At 66.8% G+C, this 23,063-nt stretch carries 18 protein-coding genes and 2 riboswitches; of the genes, 7 read left to right on the top strand and 11 right to left on the bottom strand.

The window, feature by feature from the left end; all coding sequences use genetic code 11:
* Positions 1-6: 6 nt before the first annotated feature.
* From ACZYW1_RS18905 to ACZYW1_RS18875, 7 genes are all read left to right on the top strand, one after another.
* Positions 7-1,443 (top strand): GuaB1 family IMP dehydrogenase-related protein, encoded by a 1,437-nt coding sequence (locus tag ACZYW1_RS18905; RefSeq protein ID WP_463787998.1) that lies wholly within the window; start codon positions 7-9, stop codon positions 1,441-1,443.
* A 285-nt stretch (positions 1,444-1,728) separates the two neighbouring features.
* Positions 1,729-3,093, top strand: a complete 1,365-nt coding sequence (locus tag ACZYW1_RS18900; RefSeq protein WP_463787997.1) for a hemolysin family protein — start codon at positions 1,729-1,731, stop codon at positions 3,091-3,093.
* The gene (locus tag ACZYW1_RS18895; RefSeq protein WP_463787996.1) at positions 3,093-4,148 is read left to right on the top strand and encodes a hemolysin family protein; all 1,056 of its coding nucleotides are present in this window, start codon (positions 3,093-3,095) and stop codon (positions 4,146-4,148) included. The genes ACZYW1_RS18900 and ACZYW1_RS18895 overlap by 1 nt, the downstream gene beginning before the upstream one ends.
* Before the next feature lie 61 nt (positions 4,149-4,209).
* Complete coding sequence (locus ACZYW1_RS18890) at positions 4,210-5,082, top strand: 3-methyladenine DNA glycosylase (protein WP_463788790.1); 873 nt, start codon at positions 4,210-4,212, stop codon at positions 5,080-5,082.
* Between the two features lie 58 nt (positions 5,083-5,140).
* A complete protein-coding gene (locus tag ACZYW1_RS18885) occupies positions 5,141-7,327 on the top strand; it encodes a malate synthase G (protein WP_463787995.1) in 2,187 nt (728 codons plus the stop codon).
* Positions 7,328-7,402: 75 nt separating this feature from the next.
* Positions 7,403-9,532 carry a substrate-binding domain-containing protein gene (locus ACZYW1_RS18880; RefSeq protein ID WP_463787994.1) on the top strand — a complete coding sequence of 710 codons (2,130 nt, stop codon included), beginning with the start codon at positions 7,403-7,405 and terminating at the stop codon, positions 9,530-9,532.
* Between the two features lie 417 nt (positions 9,533-9,949).
* Positions 9,950-11,434 (top strand): hypothetical protein, encoded by a 1,485-nt coding sequence (locus tag ACZYW1_RS18875; protein ID WP_463787992.1) that lies wholly within the window; start codon positions 9,950-9,952, stop codon positions 11,432-11,434.
* On the opposite strand, the gene gcvP is transcribed toward ACZYW1_RS18875, so the two are convergent.
* The 11 genes from gcvP to secA2 form a co-directional block, all read right to left on the bottom strand.
* Positions 11,431-14,262 (bottom strand): aminomethyl-transferring glycine dehydrogenase, encoded by a 2,832-nt coding sequence (gene gcvP, locus ACZYW1_RS18870; protein ID WP_463787991.1) that lies wholly within the window; start codon positions 14,260-14,262, stop codon positions 11,431-11,433. The genes ACZYW1_RS18875 and gcvP overlap by 4 nt on opposite strands.
* A 26-nt stretch (positions 14,263-14,288) precedes the next feature.
* A riboswitch (glycine riboswitch) is annotated at positions 14,289-14,395 on the bottom strand.
* A riboswitch (glycine riboswitch) is annotated at positions 14,396-14,493 on the bottom strand.
* A gap of 68 nt (positions 14,494-14,561) precedes the next feature.
* The gene (locus ACZYW1_RS18865; protein ID WP_463787990.1) at positions 14,562-15,206 is read right to left on the bottom strand and encodes a MerR family transcriptional regulator; all 645 of its coding nucleotides are present in this window, start codon (positions 15,204-15,206) and stop codon (positions 14,562-14,564) included.
* 280 nt (positions 15,207-15,486) lie between these two features.
* A complete protein-coding gene (locus ACZYW1_RS18860) occupies positions 15,487-15,981 on the bottom strand; it encodes a bifunctional nuclease family protein (protein ID WP_463787989.1) in 495 nt (164 codons plus the stop codon).
* Positions 15,982-16,090: 109 nt separating this feature from the next.
* Positions 16,091-16,792, bottom strand: coding sequence for a transcriptional regulator FtsR (gene ftsR, locus ACZYW1_RS18855; RefSeq protein ID WP_463788789.1), 702 nt, complete (start codon positions 16,790-16,792; stop codon positions 16,091-16,093).
* A gap of 32 nt (positions 16,793-16,824) precedes the next feature.
* Positions 16,825-17,295: a glycogen accumulation regulator GarA gene (garA, locus tag ACZYW1_RS18850; RefSeq protein WP_463787988.1), complete on the bottom strand. Its 471-nt coding sequence runs from the start codon at positions 17,293-17,295 to the stop codon at positions 16,825-16,827.
* A gap of 211 nt (positions 17,296-17,506) precedes the next feature.
* Positions 17,507-17,902, bottom strand: coding sequence for a glycine cleavage system protein GcvH (gene gcvH / locus ACZYW1_RS18845; protein WP_463787987.1), 396 nt, complete (start codon positions 17,900-17,902; stop codon positions 17,507-17,509).
* A 23-nt stretch (positions 17,903-17,925) separates the two neighbouring features.
* Positions 17,926-18,762 (bottom strand): DUF881 domain-containing protein, encoded by an 837-nt coding sequence (locus ACZYW1_RS18840; RefSeq protein WP_463787985.1) that lies wholly within the window; start codon positions 18,760-18,762, stop codon positions 17,926-17,928.
* A gap of 16 nt (positions 18,763-18,778) precedes the next feature.
* Positions 18,779-19,111, bottom strand: coding sequence for a small basic family protein (locus ACZYW1_RS18835; RefSeq protein WP_285189451.1), 333 nt, complete (start codon positions 19,109-19,111; stop codon positions 18,779-18,781).
* A gap of 49 nt (positions 19,112-19,160) precedes the next feature.
* Positions 19,161-20,078 (bottom strand): DUF881 domain-containing protein, encoded by a 918-nt coding sequence (locus ACZYW1_RS18830; RefSeq protein WP_463787984.1) that lies wholly within the window; start codon positions 20,076-20,078, stop codon positions 19,161-19,163.
* Complete coding sequence (locus ACZYW1_RS18825) at positions 20,071-20,673, bottom strand: CDP-alcohol phosphatidyltransferase family protein (RefSeq protein WP_463787983.1); 603 nt, start codon at positions 20,671-20,673, stop codon at positions 20,071-20,073. The genes ACZYW1_RS18830 and ACZYW1_RS18825 overlap by 8 nt, the downstream gene beginning before the upstream one ends.
* The gene (secA2, locus tag ACZYW1_RS18820) at positions 20,670-22,994 is read right to left on the bottom strand and encodes an accessory Sec system translocase SecA2 (RefSeq protein ID WP_463787982.1); all 2,325 of its coding nucleotides are present in this window, start codon (positions 22,992-22,994) and stop codon (positions 20,670-20,672) included. Before secA2 ends, ACZYW1_RS18825 begins: the two co-directional genes overlap by 4 nt.
* Positions 22,995-23,063 lie beyond the last annotated feature (69 nt).

Here is a 23,063-nt window from a genome sequence, read left to right as displayed (position 1 = left end):
GGCGCGATGAAGTTCCTGGACGGGCAGCGCCCCGCGTACGACCTGACCTACGACGACGTCTTCATCGTCCCGAACCATTCGGACGTGGCGTCACGTTTCGACGTCGACCTGTCCACCGGCGACGGCTCCGGCACCACCATCCCGGTGGTCGTTGCCAACATGACCGCGGTGGCCGGCCGGCGGATGGCCGAAACGGTGGCTCGCCGCGGCGGCATTGTCGTTCTGCCGCAGGATCTTCCGGTGACCGCGGTCCAGCAGACGGTGGATTTCGTGAAGAGCCGCGACCTGGTGGTCGACACCCCGGTCACGTTGGAGCCAGACGACTCGGTCTCCGACGCTCTGGCGCTGATCTCCAAGCGGGCGCACGGGGCCGCGGTCGTGACCTTCGAAGGACGACCGATCGGCCTGGTGACCGAGTCGTGCTGCGAGGGGGTCGACAGATTCGCCCGGGTACGCGACATCGCGATCACCGACTTCGTCAAAGCGGCGGTGGGAACGGACCCGCGGACGGTTTTCGATCTGCTCGAGCACGCCTCGGTCGATGTCGCGGTGATGACCGCCGACGACGGCACCGTGGCCGGCGTGCTGACCCGGACCGGCGCCATCCGGGCCGGCATCTACTCACCCGCGGTCGACGCTGCCGGCCGACTGCGGATCGGCGCCGCCGTCGGAATCAACGGCGATGTGGTCGCCAAGGCGCAGGCGGTCGCCGAGGCGGGCGCCGATCTGGTGGTGGTCGACACCGCGCACGGTCACCAGGTGAAGGCTCTGGACGCGATCAAGTCCATCGCATCCCTGGATCTGGGTGTGCCACTGGTCGCCGGCAACGTGGTCTCGGCCGAGGGCACCCGCGATCTGATCGACGCCGGCGCGTCGATCGTCAAGGTCGGCGTCGGCCCGGGGGCGATGTGCACCACCCGGATGATGACCGGCGTGGGCCGGCCACAGTTCTCCGCTGTCCTCGAATGTGCAACGGCGGCAAAGCAACTCGGCGCGCACGTGTGGGCCGACGGCGGTGTGCGGCACCCGCGTGATGTGGCGTTGGCGCTGGCTGCCGGCGCGTCCAACGTGATGATCGGCTCGTGGTTCGCCGGAACCTACGAGTCCCCCGGCGACCTGCTGCACGATCGCGACAACAAGCCCTACAAGGAGAGCTACGGCATGGCCTCCAAGCGTGCTGTGGTGGCCCGCACCGCCGCCGACAGTGCCTTCGAGCGGGCCCGCAAAGCGCTGTTCGAGGAGGGCATCTCGACCTCGCGGATGGCACTGAATCCTGCCCGCGGCGGCGTCGAGGACCTGCTCGACCACATCACCTCCGGGGTCCGCAGCACCTGTACCTACGTCGGTGCGTCGACGCTGGCCGAATTGCACGAGCGCGTCGTGGTGGGCATTCAGTCCGCCGCCGGCTTCGCCGAAGGGCATCCGCTGCCCTTCGGGTGGTAACCCGGGGCGTGTCGGCACGGCAACGAGGACTCGGGCGCGTCGCTCCTTCGCTACCATCGGAGTTCACTCCATCAGTGGATACATCGAAGAAAGGGTCCCCGTGCCGCAGGCACCCGCGCCGACCGGCGTGCGTGACGCCGACCCCGAGGAGCCTCCTTCTCGCGGAGTGATCGCAAGCGCGGGCGTAGCCCGGGTGAAGCGGGTCACGACGGTTGGGCCCGGAGTGATCGCAAGCGCGGGCGCAGCCCGGGTGAAGCGGGTCACGACTGGTGGTCGGTGGCCCCGATGAATGTGCTCGTCATCCTGCTCAGCCTGCTGGCGATCGTCGCACTCACCGCTGGTACCGCCCTCTTCGTCGCTGCTGAATTCTCGCTGACCACTCTCGAACGAAGCACGGTCGACGCCAACGCGCGCACCGGAGGCCGTCGCGACCGCTATGTGCAGCGCGCGCACCGCAGTCTGTCGTTCCAGCTCTCCGGAGCGCAGCTGGGGATCTCGATCACCACTCTGATCACCGGCTATCTGATCGAACCGCTGGTGGCCCAGCTGCCTCATCCGGCCATGGATGCGGTCGGGATGCCCAACCGGATCGCCGATGCGGTGATCACCTTCGTGACGCTGCTGATCGTCACCTCGCTTTCGATGATCTTCGGTGAACTGGTCCCGAAGAACCTCGCCGTGGCCCGTCCCCCGGCGACCGCGCGGGCTGTCGCCGGCATCCAGTTGCTGTTCTCCTGGGTGATGACCTTGCCGATCCGGCTGACCAACGGAGTGGCCAACTGGATTCTGCGCAAGCTCGGGGTCGAACCTGCTGAGGAGCTGCGTTCGGCCCGTTCATCCCAGGAGCTGGTCTCGCTGGTCCGCAGTTCGGCCCGCAGCGGGTCGCTGGACCCGACTACCGCCGCACTGCTGGACCGGTCGCTGCACTTCGGTGAGCTGACCGCCGAAGAGCTGATGACGCCGCGGTCGAAAATCGTTGCGCTACAAGTGGATGACACCGTCGCGGATCTTGTCGAAGCCGCGGCGGAGAGCGGCTTCTCCCGCTTTCCGGTCATCGACGGCGACCTCGACGAGACGGTCGGCATCGTGCACGTCAAACAGGTCTTCGGTGTGCCGCCGGCCGACCGTGAGCTGATGCTGGTCACTGCCGTAGCGCGGCCCGTCGCGAAGGTTCCCTCCACGCTCGACGGCGACGCTCTGATGGGGCAGATCCGGGCCAACGACCTGCAGACCGCGATGGTCGTCGACGAATACGGCGGCACCGCCGGAATGGTGACCGTCGAGGACCTGATCGAGGAGATCGTCGGCGACGTCCGCGACGAGCACGATGACGCCGCCCAGGACGTGGTGGCCGTCGACAGTGGCTGGCGGGTATCCGGTTTGCTGCGTATCGACGAGGTCGCCGCCGCCACGGGCTACCACGCACCCGAAGGTGAGTACGAGACGATCGGCGGGCTCGTTCTCGAGCAGCTCGGCCGCATTCCGGTGATCGGTGACGAGGTGCGCCTGAGCGGACACGAGCTCGACGGCGTCATGCACGCTTCCGCCTGGCGGGCCAGAGTCCTGCGGATGGACGGCCGCCGGATCGACCTGCTCGAACTGACGCAGCTCTCCGAGCGCGCCGACTCCGCTGCGACGCGAGGCCGCTGATGGGCGACGTGTTCCGGCTGCTGGCGACCTTCTTCCTGGTCGCTGTGAACGCATTTTTCGTGGCCGCGGAGTTCTCGCTGATCTCGGCGCGGCGCGACCGCCTCGAAGCGCTTGCCGAACAGGGCAGGTCGGGTGCGGTGACCGTGATCCGGGCCGGCGAGCAACTGCCGTTGATGTTCGCCGGGGCCCAGCTCGGTGTCACGGTGGCGTCGATACTGCTCGGACGGATCGGCGAGCCGGCCGTGGCCGATCTGCTGCGGCGGCCGCTCGGCCTGCTCGACGCCTCGCCGACGCTGCTGCACACGACGTCGCTGCTGGTGGCGTTGGCGATCGTGGTGTCGCTGCACCTGCTGCTCGGAGAGATCGTCCCGAAGAACATCGCGATGGCCGGCCCGGAACGTGCGGCGATCCTGCTGCTTCCGGCCTACCTGCTCTACGTGCGCGCGGTCCGGCCCGTCATCGACTTCTACAACCGGTGCAACAAAGCCATTCTGCGGCTGCTGAGAGTGAGCCCCCGCGACGAGCTCGACGTCACGGTCTCCACCGTCGAGCTCAGCGAGATGATCGCCGAGTCGGTCTCCGAGGGTCTGCTGGATCCCGAAGAGCACACGCGGCTCACCCGGGCGCTGCAAATCCGCAGCCGCACGGTCGCCGACGTGGCGGTGCCGCTGGCCGACATCCGGGCGGTTCCGGTAGCGGCAGCGGGCTCGGGGCCAACCGTCGACGCCATCGAAAAGGCCTTGGCCGCAACGGGTTACTCGCGATTTCCGGTGGTCGACGTGAACGACGTCTTCATCGGTTACCTGCACATCAAGGATGTGCTGTCGCTGGCGGACGATCCGCATGCCGTGGTCGATCTGGCCAGAGTCCGCCCGCTGCCCCGCATTCCACAGTCGCTGGGTGTCCCCGACGCGCTGTCGCGGATGCGCCGCAGCAACAGTCACCTGGCGTTGGTGACCGCGCGGGACGGCGTCTCGGTGGTGGCGATGGTCGCCCTGGAGGACCTGGTGCGCGACTTGGTCGGGGTCGTGCGCGACGGGACAGGGCGTGCCTGACGCCGCCCAGCAACACCGCCACACGGCCGGCCGGCGACCGGACGATCAGGCGGCCGTCCGGCTGGATGCCGACCAGTGGACGCTCCGCGCCCGCGACCACGCGGTGCGGGTCGATGGGTTCATCGGGCCGCACGCAGAGCGGGCCCGCGCAGGTCAGTCACATCCGGTGTGGGATTTTCTGTTCAGTTACTACAGCCTGCGGCCCGGGCAGCTGCGCTGCTGGCATCCCGGTTACGGGGTGGTGCTGGCCGGCGATGAGGCGGTCCGCCGCTACCGCGATCGCCGTGGCTACGCCGTCGACGTGGCCGGCGTGACGGTCAGTCGCAGCCACCTTCTCAGCCGGCTGGAGACCATCTCGTTCATCGCACGGCTGCTGCGCGCTACGGCTGAGCGGCCCGCACAGCTGAACTGTTTCGGCCTGCACGAGTGGGCCATGGTCTACCGCAGCGGTGATGTCCGCCACGACCGGGTTCCGCTGCGGCTGGGTGCCGACGGCACCGACGCGGTGGTCGAACGGGAGATCGCAGGGCCGTTGCGCTGCAGCCACTTTGACGCTTTCCGGTTTTTCAGCGCCGAGGCCGCGCCGCGTAATGCGGGCTCGCTTAGCCGTGCCACCCAACACGATTGGGAGCAGCCCGGCTGTCTGCACGCGAATATGGACCTGTACAAATGGTCCTACAAGTTGAGCCCGCTGATCGACTCCGAGACGCTGCTCGACTGTCTGGAACTGGCCGCGTCCGCGCGTGAGATCGACATGCGAGCCAGCCCGTATGACCTCAGCGAGTACGGGTACACGCCGATCGCCGTCGAAGACGCGGCGGGCCGCGCCGAGTACGTGCGATGCCAGAAGGCCGTCTCCGCCCGCGCTGAACCATTGCGGGCGGCGTTGCTGGCGCGGTGTGACCTGCTGCTGCGGGCTGCCGGTTGCCAGTAGGCGCGCTGTTGGCCGGTAGGCTGAGATGTGATTTCGACAGGTGAGTGCGGAGGAAATGATGACTGATCGCGTGTCGGTGGGGAACCTGCGCGTCGCCCAGGTGCTGTACGACTTCGTCAACAACGAGGCTCTGCCCGGCACCGACATCGACCCGGATAGCTTCTGGGCCGGTGTGGACAAGGTCGTCACCGACCTGCAGCCGCAGAACCAGGATCTGCTGGCGCGCCGCGACCAACTGCAGGCGCAGATCGACAAGTACCACCGCCAGCACGTCATCGAGCCGCTGGACCCCGAGGGATATCGCGAGTTCCTCACCGAAATCGGTTACCTGCAGCCCGAACCCGCCGATTTCGCCATCACCACGGCCGGCGTCGACGACGAGATCACCACGACAGCCGGCCCGCAGCTGGTGGTCCCGGTGCTCAATGCGCGGTTCGCGCTGAACGCCGCCAACGCCCGCTGGGGTTCGCTGTACGACGCGCTGTACGGCACCGATGTCATCCCGGAGGACGACGGCGCCGAGAAGGGCACCAGCTACAACCGGGTCCGTGGCGACAAGGTGATCGCCTACGCGCGCGACTTCCTGGACCAGGCGGCCCCGCTGTCATCGGGCTCCTGGTCCGAGGCGACCGGGCTCAGCGTGGAGGACGACCAGCTGAAGGTCGCGACCGCGGGCGGATCGGTCGAGCTGGCCAATCCGGAGAAGTTCATCGGCTACACCGGCGAGCTCGGCTCCCCCAACTGGTCAGTGCTGCTGGTCAACCACGGTTTGCACATCGAGATCCTGGTCGACCCCGAGTCGCCGGTCGGCAAGACCGACGCCGCCGGCATCAAGGACGTCGTGCTGGAGTCGGCGATCACCACGATCATGGACTTCGAGGACTCGGTCGCCGCGGTCGACGCCGACGACAAAGTGCTGGGTTATCGAAACTGGCTGGGTCTGAACCGGGGCGACCTGTCCGAAGAGGTCGACAAGGGTGGCAAGACCATCCACCGCGTCCTCAACCAGGACCGCACCTACAAGACGCCCGACGGTGGCGAGCTCACCCTGCCGGGACGCAGCCTCTTGTTCGTCCGCAATGTCGGTCACCTGATGACCAACGACGCGATCGTGGACGCCGACAACAACGAGGTGTTCGAGGGCATTCAGGACGCGCTGTTCACCGGCTTGACCGCGATTCACGGCCTCAAGACCGGTGACGGAAACGGGCCGCTGACCAACAGCCGCACCGGATCGGTCTACATCGTCAAGCCCAAGATGCACGGCCCCGAAGAGGTCGCGTTCACCTGTGAGCTGTTCAGCCGCGTCGAGGATGTTCTCGGCCTGCCGCAGGGCACGCTGAAGGTGGGCATCATGGACGAGGAACGGCGCACCACGGTCAACCTCAAGGCGTGCATCAAGGCCGCCGCAGACCGGGTGGTGTTCATCAACACCGGCTTCCTGGACCGCACCGGCGACGAGATCCACACGTCGATGGAGGCAGGCCCGATGATCCGCAAGGGTGCGATGAAGAGCACCACCTGGATCAAGGCCTACGAGGACAACAATGTCGACACCGGCCTGGCGGCCGGCTTCAAGGGCAAGGCGCAGATCGGTAAGGGCATGTGGGCCATGACCGAACTGATGGCCGACATGATGGAGCAGAAGATCGGCCAGCCCAAGGCCGGCGCCACCACCGCGTGGGTGCCGTCGCCGACCGCGGCCACGCTGCACGCGATGCACTACCACTATGTCGACGTCGGTTCGGTGCAGGAGGAACTCGAGGGCAAGAAGCGTGCTTCGATCGACGAGTTGCTGACCGTGCCGCTGGCCAAGGAATTGGCCTGGGCGCCGGAGGAGATTCGCGAAGAGGTCGACAACAACTGCCAGTCGATCCTGGGATACGTCGTGCGCTGGATCGATGCCGGTGTCGGTTGCTCGAAAGTTCCTGACATCCACGACGTCGCATTGATGGAAGACCGTGCCACGCTGCGGATTTCCAGTCAGCTGCTGGCCAACTGGCTACGGCATGGCGTCATCACCGAAGAGGATGTGCGCGCTAGCCTGGAGCGGATGGCTCCGCTGGTGGACGAGCAGAACGCCGGTGACTCCGGCTACCTGCCGATGGCTCCCAACTTCGACGACAGCATCGCGTTCCTGGCTGCCCAGGAGCTCATCCTGCAGGGCACCAAGCAGCCCAGCGGTTACACCGAGCCGATCCTGCATCGCCGCCGGCGCGAGTTCAAGGCTCGCGCTCAAGGGTGACGTCGGTTCGGGATCCCTGGGCCATACCGATGACCAGCGGTTGCAGACACCTCCGGCGCTCAGGAGAGGACCGGCATGGGTAGGCACAGAGCTCCCGACGACGACGAAGAGCCGATCGACGAGGCGTCGGACGACTCCCCGGAGTCAGACGACTTCGCTGACCCCGTCGGCGATCGGGAACCGCCGAGCTTCGCCGCCGACGAGCCGCCTGACTCAGGATCTTTTTCGGCGCCGCGCTATCCGAGCCGACCGTCTGACCAGGTTCCTCGCGAGTTCGACGATGACGCAAGGTTTTTCGGTTTCGACGAGCCGGAAGCCCGCCCGGGGGGTTTTTCGACCCCGGAGCCTCCGCAACAGGACTTCCCCCCGGCGGACATCGATGCGCCGGACGACTTCCCCGACTTTCCCCGACGTGATCCGGATCCGCAGACTCCGCCGCCGTCCGACCCGCCGACCGGCGGGCACCGCGGCCTGCCCGGTTTCAGCGGTGGTCACCGCAACGAGGGTGGGCGCCGCGGCGTCAGCATCGGCGTGGTCGCGGCCCTGATCTCGGTCGTCGTCGTGGTGGGCGTGGTCATCCTGTGGCGCTTTTTCGGCGACGCGCTCTCCAATCGCTCGCACAGCGCGCGATGCGTCGGTGAGAAGCAGCCGGTCGCTGTGATCGCCGACTCCTCCATCTCCGACGAGGTGCAGCGCCTCGCCGAACGATTCAACTCCATTGCCGCTCCGGTCGGGGACCACTGTGTCGCGATCGGGGTGAAGTCGGCGGGCTCCGACGCCGTCGTCGACGGCTTCATCGGCAAGTGGCCCGCCGAGCTCGGCCAGCGGCCCGCGCTGTGGATACCAGGTAGCTCGGTGTCGGCGGCCCGCCTCACCGCGGCGGCCGGCAAGGAAACCGTCACCGACAGCCGCTCACTGGTCACCTCGCCGGTGGTGCTCGCCGTCCGGCCGGAACTCCAGAAAGCCCTCGGTGACCAGAAGTGGGCGAATCTGCCCGATCTGCAGGTCAAGCCAGACTCGATGGCGGGCCTGCAGCTGCCGTCGTGGGGCACGCTGAGGTTGGCGTTGCCGCTCGCCGGAAACAGTGACGCGGCCTTCCTCGCGGGTGAGGCGGTGTCCGCCGCGTCCGTGCCGCCCGGAGCGCCGCCGACCGACGGCGCCGGTGCGGTGCGCACGTTGATCGGAGGCCAGCCGAAGCTGGCCGACAATTCGCTCGGCGAGGCCATGAACGCGCTGCTCAAGGGCGGTGATCCGGCAACCGCGCCGGTGCATGCGGTGGTCACGACCGAGCAGCAGGTGTTTGCCCGCGGACAGTCGCAAACTGATGCCGGAAGCACGTTGAGCGCGTGGCTGCCGCCGGGTGCCGCGGCGGTTGCCGACTACCCCACGGTGCTGCTCAGCGGATCGTGGTTGTCGCAGGAGCAAGTGACAGCGGCCAGCGAATTCGCCCGCTTCATGCACAAGCCCGACCAGCTGGCCGAGCTCGCCAAGGCAGGCTTCCGCGCCGAGGGCACCAAGCCACCGAAGAGCGATGTGGCCGGCTTCCCCGCGCTGCCGTCGACGCTGTCGGTCGGTGACGAGGCAACCCGCGCCGCGCTCGCCAACGCGGTGTCGGCGCCTGCCAGCGCGCCCGCGACGACCATCATGCTCGAGCAGTCGATGACCGCTGACGAAGGCGGCAAGACCCGGCTGGGCAATGTGGTCAGCGCGCTCGATGACCGGATCAAGGCGCTCGCCCCCAATGCGGTGATCGGGTTGTGGACCTTCGACGGTAAAGAAGGCCGGTCTGAGGTTGCGTCAGGCCCGCTGGGCGATCAAGTCGACGGCAAACCGCGCGCTGAGGCGCTGGCCGCCGCCTTGGACAAGCAGCACGCGTCCTCGGGTGGAGCGGTGTCATTCACCACGCTGCGACTGATCTACCAGAACGCGCTGGCCAGTTTCCACCCCGGACAGACGAATTCGGTCCTGGTGATCACCGGCGGGCCGCACACCGATCAGAGCCTGGGCGGCCAGGGCCTGCAAGATTTCATCAAGCAGAGTGTCGACCCGGCGAAGCCGGTCGCGGTCAACGTCATCGATTTCGGGTCCGACTCCGACCGGGAGACGTGGGAGGCCGTGGCCAAGCTGTCCGGTGGCGGCTACCAGAACCTCGCAACGTCCGCCTCGCCGGATTTGACGACCGCGGTCACCAACTTCCTCAGCTGACGACTCGTCCAGTCGCTCGGATATAGCTCAGCTTGCTCACGGGCGACGTTCGAATTCTGACGTGCAAATCTCGAACGCAGCCTGAGCGTCTGCTCACTATATGCGTCGTGCCTGATGCCCATAAGTACTGCGAGTGCGCAGAAGATGCGACTAAGGGCTGTTCAGCCGACGAATCAGTTAGTGAATCGATTCACATTAGAGTTTCGTCCAATTACTCAGACGAAGCTCAGGTAGAGTTCGGCGTTGTCGAGCCGTGTGACCTGCACCACAACGCGGTATTGGAAGAAGGAGACGTCTGCCATGCAATACGCCCTGCGCCCCTACGCCACCGCCGGAGTCGCCCTAGTCGGCGCCAGCATCATCGCGGTCACCCCGGTTGCCGTGCCGCTGCCCGAGGTCCAGACGCGGTCGGTGCAATTGGTCGACGCGTGGTCGGACCTGATCTCCGAGACCACAACAAACCTGACGAGCATTGCCAACAATGCCGACATCGCGGGCATCACCGCGGTGTTCAACGCCTTGGCCACCAACCCGCTCGGCGTCCTTCAAGCACTGACCGATCTGACGCCGACCGTCTCCGCCGAACTGGGCACGTTACCCAGCTCGGTCGACATCGAGTTACCGCCCGGGCTGGCGCTTCTTTTCGCGCAGATCAGCGCCGAAGGTGCGGGCCTCGGTGCGATCAACGACGTGGTCGGGCAGTTGGCGACCAACCCGGCCGGCGCGTTCAACACGCTGCTCGAAGCACCGGCCGTCATCGCGAACGCCTTCCTCAACGGCAGTGGCGACCTCGACCTGCTCAACGGCCTTGTCAACATCACCGGCTTCAGCGGGCTGCTCGCACCGCTGGGTGACGTCAGTATCAACCTCAACCTAAGCGGTCTGTTAGATGCGCTTGGCGTCGGCGACTTGAACCTGAATGTCCTCGGCGTCAACCTCAGCGACCTGCTCAGCCAGCTGGGGCTGGGTGACAACCTCGATCTCGGCGGACTGATCGACGCGCTCGGACTCAACGACGGCGTCGGCTTGGGCACCCTGCTGGGTAACCCGACCCTCGGCTCCCTGCTCGATGCCTTCGGGCTCGGTGGGCTGGGCCTGGGCGGCCTAAATCTCGATAGCGTGTTGAACACGCTGGGGCTGGGCGGACCGCTGGACGGCCTGTCCCTGGAGACGCTGCTGTCGGCGGTCGGCATCGACGGAAACATCAGCACCGGCCTCACCGGACTGCTGGAGAATCTGGGGCTGACCAGCTTCCTGAACGAAGGCCTCGGCACCGTCCTCACCTCAATCACGGGTGAAGATCTCCTAGGCCAGATCTTGAACCCATTGAATGGTGTGCTCGACGACCTTCTGGCCAACATTCCCCTCCCCCTCGGCCTCGGCACGATAGGGCAGCTCTTGACCGGCCTCGGCATCCCAATCGGCGATCTGTTGGACACCGGCAACTTGGTGGACGCGCTGAACAACGTGTCTGTCGCCGATCTGCTAGGCGATCAGACGATCACGCAGAGCATCAGCGGCCTACTCGGTGCCCTCGGGGTCGACGCGCCGCAAAGCCTGACGCTGGGCGGCATCCTGGACGGCCTCGGGTTCCCCGACACGACCGGCGCGCTGAGCCTGAGTGACCTCCTCGGCGGTTTCAGCCTCGACAACCTCCAGCTCGGCGACTTCCTGAACGGCCTGACGCTGAACCTAGGAGACCTGCTAGACGGGCTCAATCTGTCTGGTTTACCGCTCGACCTGACCCAGCTGGGCGACCTCTCTAACCTGACCCTGGACGGCCTGCTCGGCACCCTGGGTCTGGGAGACCTGGCCCAGATCACCATAGATCCGTTCGGCGGACTGGTCACCCAGCTGGCCGAGACCATCCCGCAGCAGATTCTCACCGCACTGGGCGGTTAGGCGTAGGACTCCACCGGCGGGCAGGAGCACACCAGGTTGCGGTCGCCGTAGGCGCCGTCGATGCGGCGCACCGGCGGCCACACCTTCGGCCGGAAGCCCTTGCCCAGCGGGTAGGCGGCGACCTCGCGGGTGTAGGGGTGCTCCCACTTGTCCACCAGCAGGCACTCGGCGGTGTGGGGTGCGCCGCGCAGCGGGTTGTCCTCTACCGGCCACTCACCGGCGCCGACCTTGTCGATCTCGCCGCGGATGGCGATCATCGCGTCGCAGAACGCGTCGACCTCGGCCAGGCTCTCACTTTCGGTCGGCTCGACCATCAGCGTGCCGGCGACCGGGAAGCTCATGGTCGGCGCGTGGAAGCCGTAGTCCGCCAACCGCTTTGCGACGTCGTCGACGGTCACTCCGGTCGACTTGGTGATCGGCCGCAGGTCCAAGATGCACTCATGGGCCACCATGCCGTTCTCGCCGGTGTAGAGCACCGGGTAGTACTCGTCGAGGCGTCGGGCGATGTAGTTCGCCGAGGCGATCGCGGTCAGCGATGCGGCACGTAGCCCCGGTGCGCCCATCATCCGGATGTAGGCCCAACTGATCGGCAGGATGGACGCCGAACCGTAGGGCGCCGCCGAGACGGGCGGGCCGGCCGGCAACTCCGGCGCGTACGGGTGGCCGGGCAGGAAGGGTGCCAGATGCGACCGCGCCGCAACAGGTCCGACACCGGGGCCGCCGCCGCCGTGCGGGATGCAGAAGGTCTTGTGCAGGTTTAGATGGCTGACGTCGCCGCCGAACTTGCCCGGCCGGGCCAGCCCCACCAGGGCGTTCAGATTGGCGCCGTCGATGTACACCTGGCCACCGGCGTCGTGCACCGCGGCGCAAACCTCCTCGACGTCCTGCTCGTAGACCCCGTGCGTCGACGGGTAGGTGATCATCAGCGTCGACAACCGATCCGCGTGCTCGGCGACTTTGGCCCGCAGGTCGTCGAGATCGACGTCGCCGTTCGACCGGCAGGCCACCACAACGACTTTCATGCCGGCCAGTGCGGCGGACGCGGCATTGGTGCCGTGGGCGCTGGACGGGATCAGGCAGATGTTGCGTTCCGACTCGCCACGGCTCGCGTGGTAGGCGTGGATAGCCAGCAGGCCGGCGTACTCCCCCTGCGATCCCGCGTTGGGCTGCAACGACACCGCGTCGTACCCGGTCAGTTGCACCAGCCAGGTTTCCAGGTCGGCGATCAACCGGCGCAGACCCTGGCTGTCGGAGGCCGGCGCGAACGGATGCTGACGCGCGAATTCCGGCCAGGTGACCGGCTCCATCTCGGCCGCCGCATTGAGCTTCATCGTGCACGAGCCGAGCGGAATCATCGTGCGGTCCAACGCGAGATCTTTGTCCGACAACGCGCGCAGGTAGCGCATCATCGAGGTCTCGGTGCGGTAGTTGACGAAGGCCGGGTGGGTCAGGAATTCCGATGTGCGCGTGGCGATGTCACTCGACGAGGTCTCGGTGGCATCGACGCCGAACGCGTCCAGCACCGCCGCGACATGGACGTCGGTGGTCACCTCGTCACACGTCACCGACACGTGGTCGTCGTCGACGCGCCACAGGTTGATGCCGCTAGCCTTGGCGGCCGCGATCACCTCGTCGGCACGGCCCGCGACCGTGCCCACGACGGTGTCAAAGAACTTGTCGTACAACAACTTGTCGCCCAGCGCGGCGGCGATGGCTCGGGCGTGGCCGTGCACCCGCTGTGCGATACCGGTCAGCCCGTCGGCGCCGTGATAGCTGGCGTACATAGCGGCCATCACCGACAGCAGCACCTGGGCGGTACAGATGTTGCTGGTGGCCTTGTCACGACGGATGTGTTGCTCGCGCGTCTGCAGCGCCAACCGGAACGCGGGCGAGCCGTCGGCATCGACGGACACCCCCACCAGCCGGCCGGGCAGCTGGCGGGCGTGCTTCTGGTGCACCACCAGGTATCCGGCGTGCGGTCCGCCGAATCCCATTGGCACACCGAAACGTTGAGTGTTGCCGAATGCGACGTCGGCCCCGATCTCTCCGGGCGGCGTGATCACGGTCAGCGCCAGCAGGTCGGCGCCGACGGCCACCAACGCGCCGCGGTCGTGTGCCTCGGAGATCAATGCCGACCAGTCGGTGACCCGGCCACTGGCGCCGGGCAGTTGGGTGATCACACCGAAGAATTCGCCGTCCGGCAGGCCGTCCCGCAGGTCGGCGGTGACGATCTCGATGCCCAACGGCTCGGCACGGGTGGCGAGAATCGCGGCGGTCTGGGCGAATACGTCGACGTCGACCGCCAACCGGTTGGCGTTGCCGCGCACGGCCCGGTGCATCAGGGTCATCGCCTCGGCGGCCGCGGTGCCCTCGTCGAGCATCGACGCGTTGGCCACCTCGAGGCCGGTCAGATCGGCAACCATGGTCTGGAAGTTCAGCAGCGCTTCGAGCCGGCCCTGGCTGATCTCCGGCTGGTACGGCGTGTAGGCGGTGTACCAGGCCGGGTTCTCCAGGATGTTGCGCAGCAGAACCGGTGGTGTGTAGGTGTCGTAATAGCCTTGGCCGATCATCGACACCGCGGTGGTGTTCTGATCGGCGAGCGACCGCAACTCGGCCAAAGCCTCGGCCTCGCTGGCCGCCGGCGGCAGCTGGTCCAGTCCGGGCGCGTCGCCCGACTCGGTCAGCGCGTCGAGAATGCCCGCCGGCAGCGCGCGCCTGGCCAGCGCGTCGAGCGAGTCGACGCCGATGACCTCGAGCATGGCCGCGACGGCAGTGCTGTCCGGACCGATGTGCCGGTCGGCGAAAAGCGGGTTGGTGTAGTCGGACATTGGCGGACTCCAGACGAGAGGACTGGTCCTCCCCCTCTGTCGTCTACCCGTACCGGGCGCCTGAGAGATTCGACATCGAGATGTCTTTCCCCATGGGCGGGCGACCCGAGGTCACCGCTTTCCAGAGGCATCGGGGTCCGGCGCGGTCCGGGTGCCTGAGAGGTTGACGGAGAGGTATTGCTCCTTCGGCGTCCGTGGCTGGCAGCCACGGAACTCTCCCGCGCAAGAACGATGCGTCTACGAGTTTACCGACTCAACGCCGGCGGCACCGCCGGCGGCACCGAAATACGAGACCGGGATCAGCCGATCTTGCGGTCGCGATGCTTGCGACGCGAAGCCAGCTCGTCTTCTGGTGCAGCGATCGACTCGCCGCCGTCGGCCCGTTCGCCGGGGAAATCGGCGATGGCACCGGTCAGTTCGCGCATCGCGCCGGAGACGGCGATGCCGAATACGCCCTGACCGCCTTGCAGGAGGTCGACGACTTCTTCGGCGGATGTGCACTCGTACACGGTGGTGCCGTCGGAGAACAGCGTGATGTTGGCCAGGTCCTGCACCCCGCGCTGGCGGAGGTGGTCGACCGCAACGCGAATGTTGTGCAAGGAGATGCCGGTGTCGAGCAGGCGCTTGACGATCTTGAGCACCAGGATGTCTTTGAACGAGTAGAGGCGCTGACTTCCCGAGCCGGCAGCGCCCCGAATCGAGGGCACGACCAGCGAGGTACGTGCCCAGTAGTCCAGCTGCCGGTAGGTGATGCCGGCGATCTGGCATGCGCTGGGACCGCGGTAGCCGACGAGTTCGTCGGGCACCGAATCGTCGGGAAACAGGCCGCCCTGGACGGGTTCGGCCGACACGTGGATTGCTGGATCGGGGTGGGGCGCCGCACTGTCGTCGAGCGTTGTCACGGACTCGAGATCCAGTTGATCCTGACGTGGCTGATCTCCCACGGGGGCATCCTCTCGCCGATCGCGCTCGTTACGGGCTGCAGGTTTCCGCGTTTGCTCAATCGAGTGCTTGTGAGCATACGCTTTTCGACCCGTTGCCGTGCTTGTAGAACTGTTCAGTCGAAGGAAAGTATGGCGGTGGAGGCCGGGACTCCACGCTATCCAATGGGCGTGTCGAGGTCGAACTCGCAGATGAGACGGATCCGTGATGTTGCCGATTCAGATCTGCATCGCGCAATCGCGGCACGCCGTAGAAATGAGCCGGCACCCGCCGGTCAGCGTGCTAAGTGGCTTTGAAATCGTCGGGCGAGACGCTGTCGAGAAACTCCTTGAACTTCTCGACCTCGTCTTCGCGGACAGCTGTCGACGGTTCTTCGTCGTTCTCGTCGGGAATCAGCAGGCCGGCTTCGGCCAGCACCGCTTCCTCGACGAAAATCGGCACGCCCACCCGCAACGCGATGGCCACCGAATCCGACGGCCGCGCCGAGACGGTGATATTGCGGTCGAAAATCAGGTCTGCGTAGAAGGTGCCCTCTTGCAGATCGACGATTCTGACCTCTTTGAGCGAATGGCCAAGTGCGGCAATGAGATCACGGATCAGGTCGTGAGTGAGCGGGCGCGGCGGCTCGACGCCCTGCTGTTCGAGGGCGATCGCGGCGGCTTCGGACTGGCCGATCCAGATGGGCAGGTAACGATCACCGTTGGCCTCGCGCAGCAAAAGCACCGGTTGGTTCTGCGGCTGCTCGACGCGAATGCCGACGACGCGAACTTCACCCATCTGTGTCTGCCCTCCGCACGTGCTGCCGTTACGACTCAGACCTGCCCCGGGCGTCGCGATGCAAACACCAAGCCGCCGTACGCAAGCTGTGGTTCTGAAGTCTAGTCCTTCAGCGGTGGAGAACGTCGCGCACTGCGGACTTGATCAGTGAGGTGTGCAGCGTGATAGCGAGGGCGGCGACCTCGCGTGCCAGGTCGTCTGCGCGGTCGCGGGAACCCGCTTTGCCGGCCTTGCCGAGGGGTCCGGCGATCTGTGCGATCAGGTCGGATTGTCGATCGGCGGCCGAGCGAAATGCCCGTAGGTGGCGTGGTTCGACTCCGTAGTCGGCGAGCGCGCGGGCGCATTGCAGGATCACCACGGTGTGCTCGTCGAAGAATCCGCCCGGCCCGGTGGTGATCACCCCAGCTTTGAGCAGCGAGGTCAGCAGATCGTTGTCCACGCCCGAGCGGTCCAGCAGGTCCTCGCGGCTGAGCCGGACGCTGGCGGTGGCCGACACCGTGTCCGCATCGGCCGGTGGCGCGTCGCCGACCGTCACCAATCGCGGTACACCGTAAGGCGATCCGTTCAGTGGCAGCTCGCCGTCCGGTTGAGCATCCAGCTGGGCCTTGATCACTTTGAGCGGAAGGTACTGGTCACGCTGCGCGGTCAAGATGAAGCGCAGCCGAGCGCAGTCGTACGCGGTGAACCTGCGATAGCCCGACGCGGCACGTTGCGGCGTTACGAGACCCTCGGCCTCCAAGAATCTGATCTTGGAGATCGTCACATCCGGGAAGTCCGGCCGAAGCAGGTCGAGGACCGCTCCGATCGACATTCCGCTCAGTGCGGAGGTCTCGGGCGCGGTCACTAGCTTCCGGGCCCTCCGTCTTCACCAGCCTTGGGTCCAGTCAGGAAGACCAAACGGAATTTGCCGATCTGGACCTCGTCGCCGTTGGCCAGCACCGCCGAGTCGACCGGCTCCCGGTTGACGTAGGTGCCGTTGAGGCTGCCGACATCGACGACATGGAACTCGTCGGTTTCCAAACGGAATTCGGCGTGCCGCCGACTCACTGTGACGTCGTCGAGAAAGATGTCGCTGTCCGGGTGGCGACCGGCCGAGGTGGTCGGTTGATCGAGCAGGAAACGGGAGCCGGCATTTGGGCCCCGTTTGACGACCAGCAACGCTGAACCGGCCGGAAGTCCCTCGACACCCGACACCGTGTTTTCGGTACCGGTCTGCGGAGGAGCATCCAACTCATTGAGAAAATCGGCGCGGAAGACAGATGTCGTTTCCACGGTGACTTCATCAGATGTCAAGTCGTTGTCCTTGTCCGTCACCCGCTGCTCCTCACTAGCCACTTCTGCGTTGTCTGGTTGGGTCCGGTCGACCGGCTTCCCACCCGCAGTGACCGTCGATGTGACGACCGTACCGCGCACGGGAGCCCAATGTGCCGTCCCCCGCCGGATCGGCGGCTACATCCGATAGCCGCGCGACTTCCGCCCCGGTGCGGCCCGCGTTGTCGCCGGGCGCAGGGAACGATAACAAGGGTCATTCGGACAGCGAGGCGCGGTATGTCCCAGCGTCCAGCAGGTCGCCGAAACTCTTCTCCAGGGCTGCGCCGTCGACCTGAAGCTCGACGAGCCAGCCGCCACCGTACGGCTCGGAGTTGACCAGATCAGGGCTACCGTCCAGATCCTCGTTCACCGCAACGACTTTCGCCGACACCGGCGCGTACAGGTCCGACACGGACTTGGTGGACTCCACCTCGCCGAACGCCTCACCCGCGGTCAGCTCGTCGCCCACGTCGGGCAGTCGGACGTACACGACGTCGCCGAGGGCCGACTGAGCGAAGTCCGTGATGCCCACCCGGACGGTGTCGTCACCGGTGCGCCGAACCCACTCATGGTCGGTGGTGTAGTGCAAATCTGGCGGGATTTCGCTCACGGTGTTCCTGTTCTGGTTGCTGACTATTTGACTGGCTGAGCGTATTGGCGCGGTTTTGGTTGCCGCAAGGCGGTGATGCTCACCTTGTCGGCCTGCTGCACCGACATGGTTCCGCCGACCCGCTTCACGCTGTCCACCGCACCGCCGGGGATGTTCATCGCCGCGGCCAGGGTGGGTGGATCTCCAATGGCAACAACCGAATACGGCTGCGTCAGCGTCTTACCGTCGACGGTGAGGGCCCCGGGAGCGCCGACGATCCAGGTGTCGACGCCGGTGCGCACCGCGTCGTGTCGATCGCTGATCTGGATGGCCTCGGCCCCCGCCGCCCGCAACTCGTCGAGGACGTCGAGCAGCGCCTGCGGTGCCACCCCGGGTCCGGGATCGTCGATGCGGACGTTGACACCGGGCCCGGTGGCGCCGACGGTGCCGATCAGGATCGACAATGCCGCCAGGCGGGCCTGGGCGTTCTGAATGGCGGTCTGGTCGTTGCTGCCCGAGGCCTGCAAGGCGTTCAACGAACGCTGTAGTTCGGCGACCTCGGTGCTCAGCGTGGCTTCGCGTTGGCGCAGCGAATCCAGTAGCACCAGCAGGTCTGCCGGGCGCGCGGTGTCCAGCGAGTCGCCGGATGTGGTCTGGCGCACCTGAGTTGCGATGGCCACGCCCAGCAGCAGGCAGAGCATCAACGCCAGCGTGCCGAACACCGTGCGGCCGCGTCGGAGGAAGCCCCGGGGCTGCAATTCGCCGATGTCCGGTTTCGGCTCGTGCGGCGCCAACTCGTGTCGTCCGTGGTGGTCCTCGTCGTCGGCGACGTGCTCGAGCTTCTGAGTCGCGTCGTCCGGGTCGGGATCGGTGTCGCTCATGTGGGCCTCATACCCGCTATGCCCCGAACAGCCTGCGGCGCAGCGCAGCGGCGTTGCCGAAGATGCGGATACCCAGGACGACGATGATCGCGGTTGACAGCTGCGTGCCGACGCCCAGCTGGTCGCCGACGTAGACCACCAGCGCCGCTACCAGGACGTTGAACACGAACGACACCACGAAGACCTTCGGGTCGAAAATCCGCTCCAGGTAAGCCCGCAACCCGCCGAACACCGCGTCCAGCGCGGCGACGACGGCGATCGGCAGGTACGGCTGCACGATTTCCGGCACATTCGGGTGGAAGACCAGGCCGAGGACGATGCCGACGGCCAGGGCTGCGATACCGATCACCGATGCCTCACTTCCACGACCTCAACCTTTCGCGCTGCATTGTGCCGCACTACGACGGACCAATCTGTTTGGCAAACTTCACGTTTCGCACCGCCCCGGCGGGCAGTGTCAGGTTGTCCTTGGCGCTGACGTTGACGCCGACCCCGTAGGAGGTTTCCAGGAGTCGCAGCCGGCGCAGCGCCGGGCTGTTGTCGAACACATCCTGCATGGCGTGTGGCGGCCCCACCGCGAGCACGGCATACGGGCTGCTCGTCGGGTTGTTGTCGACCAGAATTGCGCCGCCCGCCTGCCTGATCGTCACATTCGGCCCGATCCGCACGCCATCGACCGAGATGGCTTCAGCGCCACTGGCCCACAACGAGTTGACCACCAGCTGCAGGTCGCGGTCGAGGATGATCTGCTGACTGCCGGCCACCCGCTGTTTGGACACATCCGACAGGTTCGGTCCGACGCCGGGATCGGTCACCGTCACGCTCAGGCCCGGACCGGTGACCGGGGTGCTGGCGGCCGCCAAGCTGAGCCGGTCGAGGCTGGCGAGCAGCCTTCGTCCCGCGGCGTCCTCGGCCAGTGCCCGTCGTTGCACGTCATCACGTTGCGCCGCAAGCGTATTGCGCTCCCGCGTGAGTTGGCCGGTGGTCTTCTCCTCCGAGCGCACACCAGTGGCCAGTACCCGCTGAGCCGCGCTGACGCCGGGCGCCACCAGCCGGGCCTGGGCGACAGCGGCGGCGAAGACCGCTGCCACCAGAAACGCGGCCACCGCCTGCCAGAACCAGCCCTGGATGCGCGCGTGTGCGCTCGGCTCGTCGGCATTGGCCCGCTTGGCCGCCGCGGCTGCGTAACCGGGGTCGAGGTGCTCGGAAAGCAACGCGCGCAACAGCGATGGCACCGGGATGCGCTGCACCCGTCCGGCCTCGTGGGCGCTGAGACCCGCGTAGGGCTCGTAACCGCCCAGCGCCTGGTCAGGCATGGCGGACCCGCACCGGAGGCATCCGGCGCAACACGATGATCACCTGCCAGGCGTACACCACGAAGGACCACAGGTACATGTAGATGCCCCACACCAAAAATGCCCAACCGCAGGCCAATACGACGCGACTCCACTGCGCGTCCCCCTGACCGAGCAGGATCAGCGGAAACGCCGACATCAACGCGAACGTCGCTGCCTTGCCGATGTAGATCACCGGCAACACGGTGATCCCGCGGGTGCGCAGCAGCGGCAACTCGGCCGCCAGCAGCACGTCGCGACCCAGCAGTACGGCGACGATCCACCACGGGATGATGTGGTCCAGCCCGAACGTGACCGGAACAGTCACCATGTACAGCCGGTCGACGAATGGGTCGAGGTAGGCGCCCAGCTTCGAGGACTGGTTCATCAGCCGGGCGATCTTGCCGTCGGCCCAATCCGACGCGCCGCTGAACATCAGGATGGCGACCGCCCAGCCGTCGGCGTGTGCGAACAGCAGCAGGTAGATGAAGACCGGAATGAGTGCCAGACGAAGTCCGCTGAGCACGTTGGGCACCGTCAGGAGCCTGTCGTGGGCGGGCGGTCGGGCGGCCATCATCTGAAGATGCCGGGCAGGCTCAGCGCGGAGAGCGAGTCGTCGGACAACGGGTTGTCGTGCACCATGTACGTCCACGTCGAGGTCGGCCGCGCCAGCTTCGACAGATCGACACCCGGCTCGCTCTCGATCGCCGGCGAGGTCTCGAAGGTCTGCTGGGCGGCTTCGATCGCATCGGCCGCCAGCGACGCGAACGCATCGACGGCCATCCGGTGGAATTCGTCGAGCGGGTTCTGCCGGCCCAGCGCACGCAGGTGGATACTTTCCCGGATGTCGGCCAGATAGGCGAGGTGGTCCGCCCAGCCGCGGTCGAGGTGATACAGCATGATCAGTCGGCAGATCTTCTCCAGCTGCTCCTCGGAAAGCTGTTCGGACAGTTCCTCGTATCGGTCGGGCGCCAGCTCCGCCAGCTCGTCACGCGCGGCGGAGGTGCTGAGCAAGTTGTTGCGCCGCTCGACGATGATGGCGCGTTGCTGGGCGGTCAACTGGTTGTACCGCCAGGTGTTGGCATGTACGTCCAGCAGGCGTCCCTCGGCGACGCGCTGGGCGTGCTCGAGCAGGCCGGCGACCTTGTTGCTGACCACCCGGCCGTCGTCGTCGGTCTGGGTGGGCAGTTTGTTGGGCTCCAGGTTGGCTGCGGCGACGTCGTCCTCCCAGCTGGAGAAGAACACCGACGAACCGGGATCGCCCTGGCGACCGGCCCGGCCGCGCAGCTGATTGTCCAGTCGCTCGGTGTGGTGTCGGCCGGTGCCGACCACGTGCAGGCCGCCGAGCTCGACCACCTTGTCGTGATCGGTCTCCTCGGAGCCGCCGAGCCGGATGTCGGTGCCGCGGCCGGCCATCTGGGTGGACACCGTGACTGCACCGAGCTTTCCGGCCTCGGCGATCACCTGGGCCTCCTCCGCGTCGTTCTTGGCGTTGAGCACCACCGCCGGGACACCGCGGCGCTGCAGACGCTCGTGCAGCTCTTCGGATTCGGCGACGTCGTGGGTGCCGACCAGGACGGGCTGCCCGGTCGCGTGCACATCGCTGATGTGGGCGAGGATCGCGTCGATCTTCGCCGCCGCGGTGATGTAGACCCGATCGGTCTCGTCCTCGCGGACGTTCGGGGTGTTCGGCGCAATCGGCGAGACCCCGAGCTTGTAGAACTGACGCAGCTGTTCGCCTGCGGCCAAAGCGGTTCCGGTCATGCCGCAGACCGTTGGGTAGCGGTTGACCAACGCCTGGACGGTGATGGTGTCGAGCACCTCGCCGGTCTCGGTGGTCTCGATGCCCTCCTTGGCCTCGACCGCCGCCTGCAGGCCGTCGGGCCAGCGTTGCAGCTGCGCGATCCGGCCGCGGGACGAGTTGATCAGGTGCACGGCGTCGTCGCGGACGATGTAGTGGACGTCGCGGTGCAGCAGGTTGTGCGCGTGCAGGGCGACGTTGACCTCGGTGAGCGTGGTGCCGACGTGCTCCTCGGAGTACAGATCGATTCCGCCGAGCTGCTTTTCGAGTTTGTGGGCGCCGGCATCGGTGAGGTGGACGTTGCGGCTGTCGGAGTCGGTGTCGAAATCCTCGCCGGCCTGCAACCGGCCCACGAGGCGGATGATCTCCAGTCGCGGCTGCTCGCGGTGGCTGGTGCCGGCCAGCACCAGCGGCACCAGCGCCTCGTCGACCAGCACCGAGTCGGCCTCGTCGATCAGGGCGACGTCCGGGTTGGGCGACACCAGGTCCTCGACGTCAGTCACCAGCTGATCGCGCAGCACGTCGAAGCCGATCTCGTTGATCGAGGCGTAGGTGACGTTGCTCTGGTAGGCCGCGCGCCGCTCCTCGGCGGTCGACTCGCCGGTGACCCAGCCGACGGTGACCCCCAGCGACTCCAGCAGCGGACCCATCCATTCGGCGTCGCGGCGGGCCAGATAGTCGTTGATGGTGACGACGTGCACGTGCCGCCCACCCAGTGCGTAACCGGCGGCGGCGATCGCCCCGGCCAGCGTCTTGCCCTCACCGGTGGCCATTTCCACCACGTCACCGGCCAGCATCCGCAGCGCGCCGAGGAGCTGGACATCGAACGGCCGCAGCCCGGTGGCCCGTTCGGCCGCCTCGCGCGCGATGGCCAGGAACTGCGGGATGTCGTCGGCGTCGGCCAGATCGGCCAGGTCGAGCAGGCCGGCGGCTTTGCGCAGCTGCTCGTCGTCGAGCCCGGCCGCCTTCTTGTCATACTCCGCCGATGCGGTGACCTGGGCCAGCGAGCGCCCCTGGTTCTTTTCGGTGCTGGCGCCGAGCAGGCGCCAGAAGCGGCCGCTCAGGCGCCCGGACGAGGAGCTGGTGGTCTTTGGCACAGGTCAACGGTACTAGCCGCCGGCGGCGATGCAGGGCGGGACGCCCTGAGAGGAGCCGGATCATCACGA

This window comes from Mycobacterium sp. IDUB_36, assembly GCF_055419225.1.
Note: the sequence above shows the minus strand (reverse complement) of the source record. Positions and strands in the feature narration are given on the sequence as shown.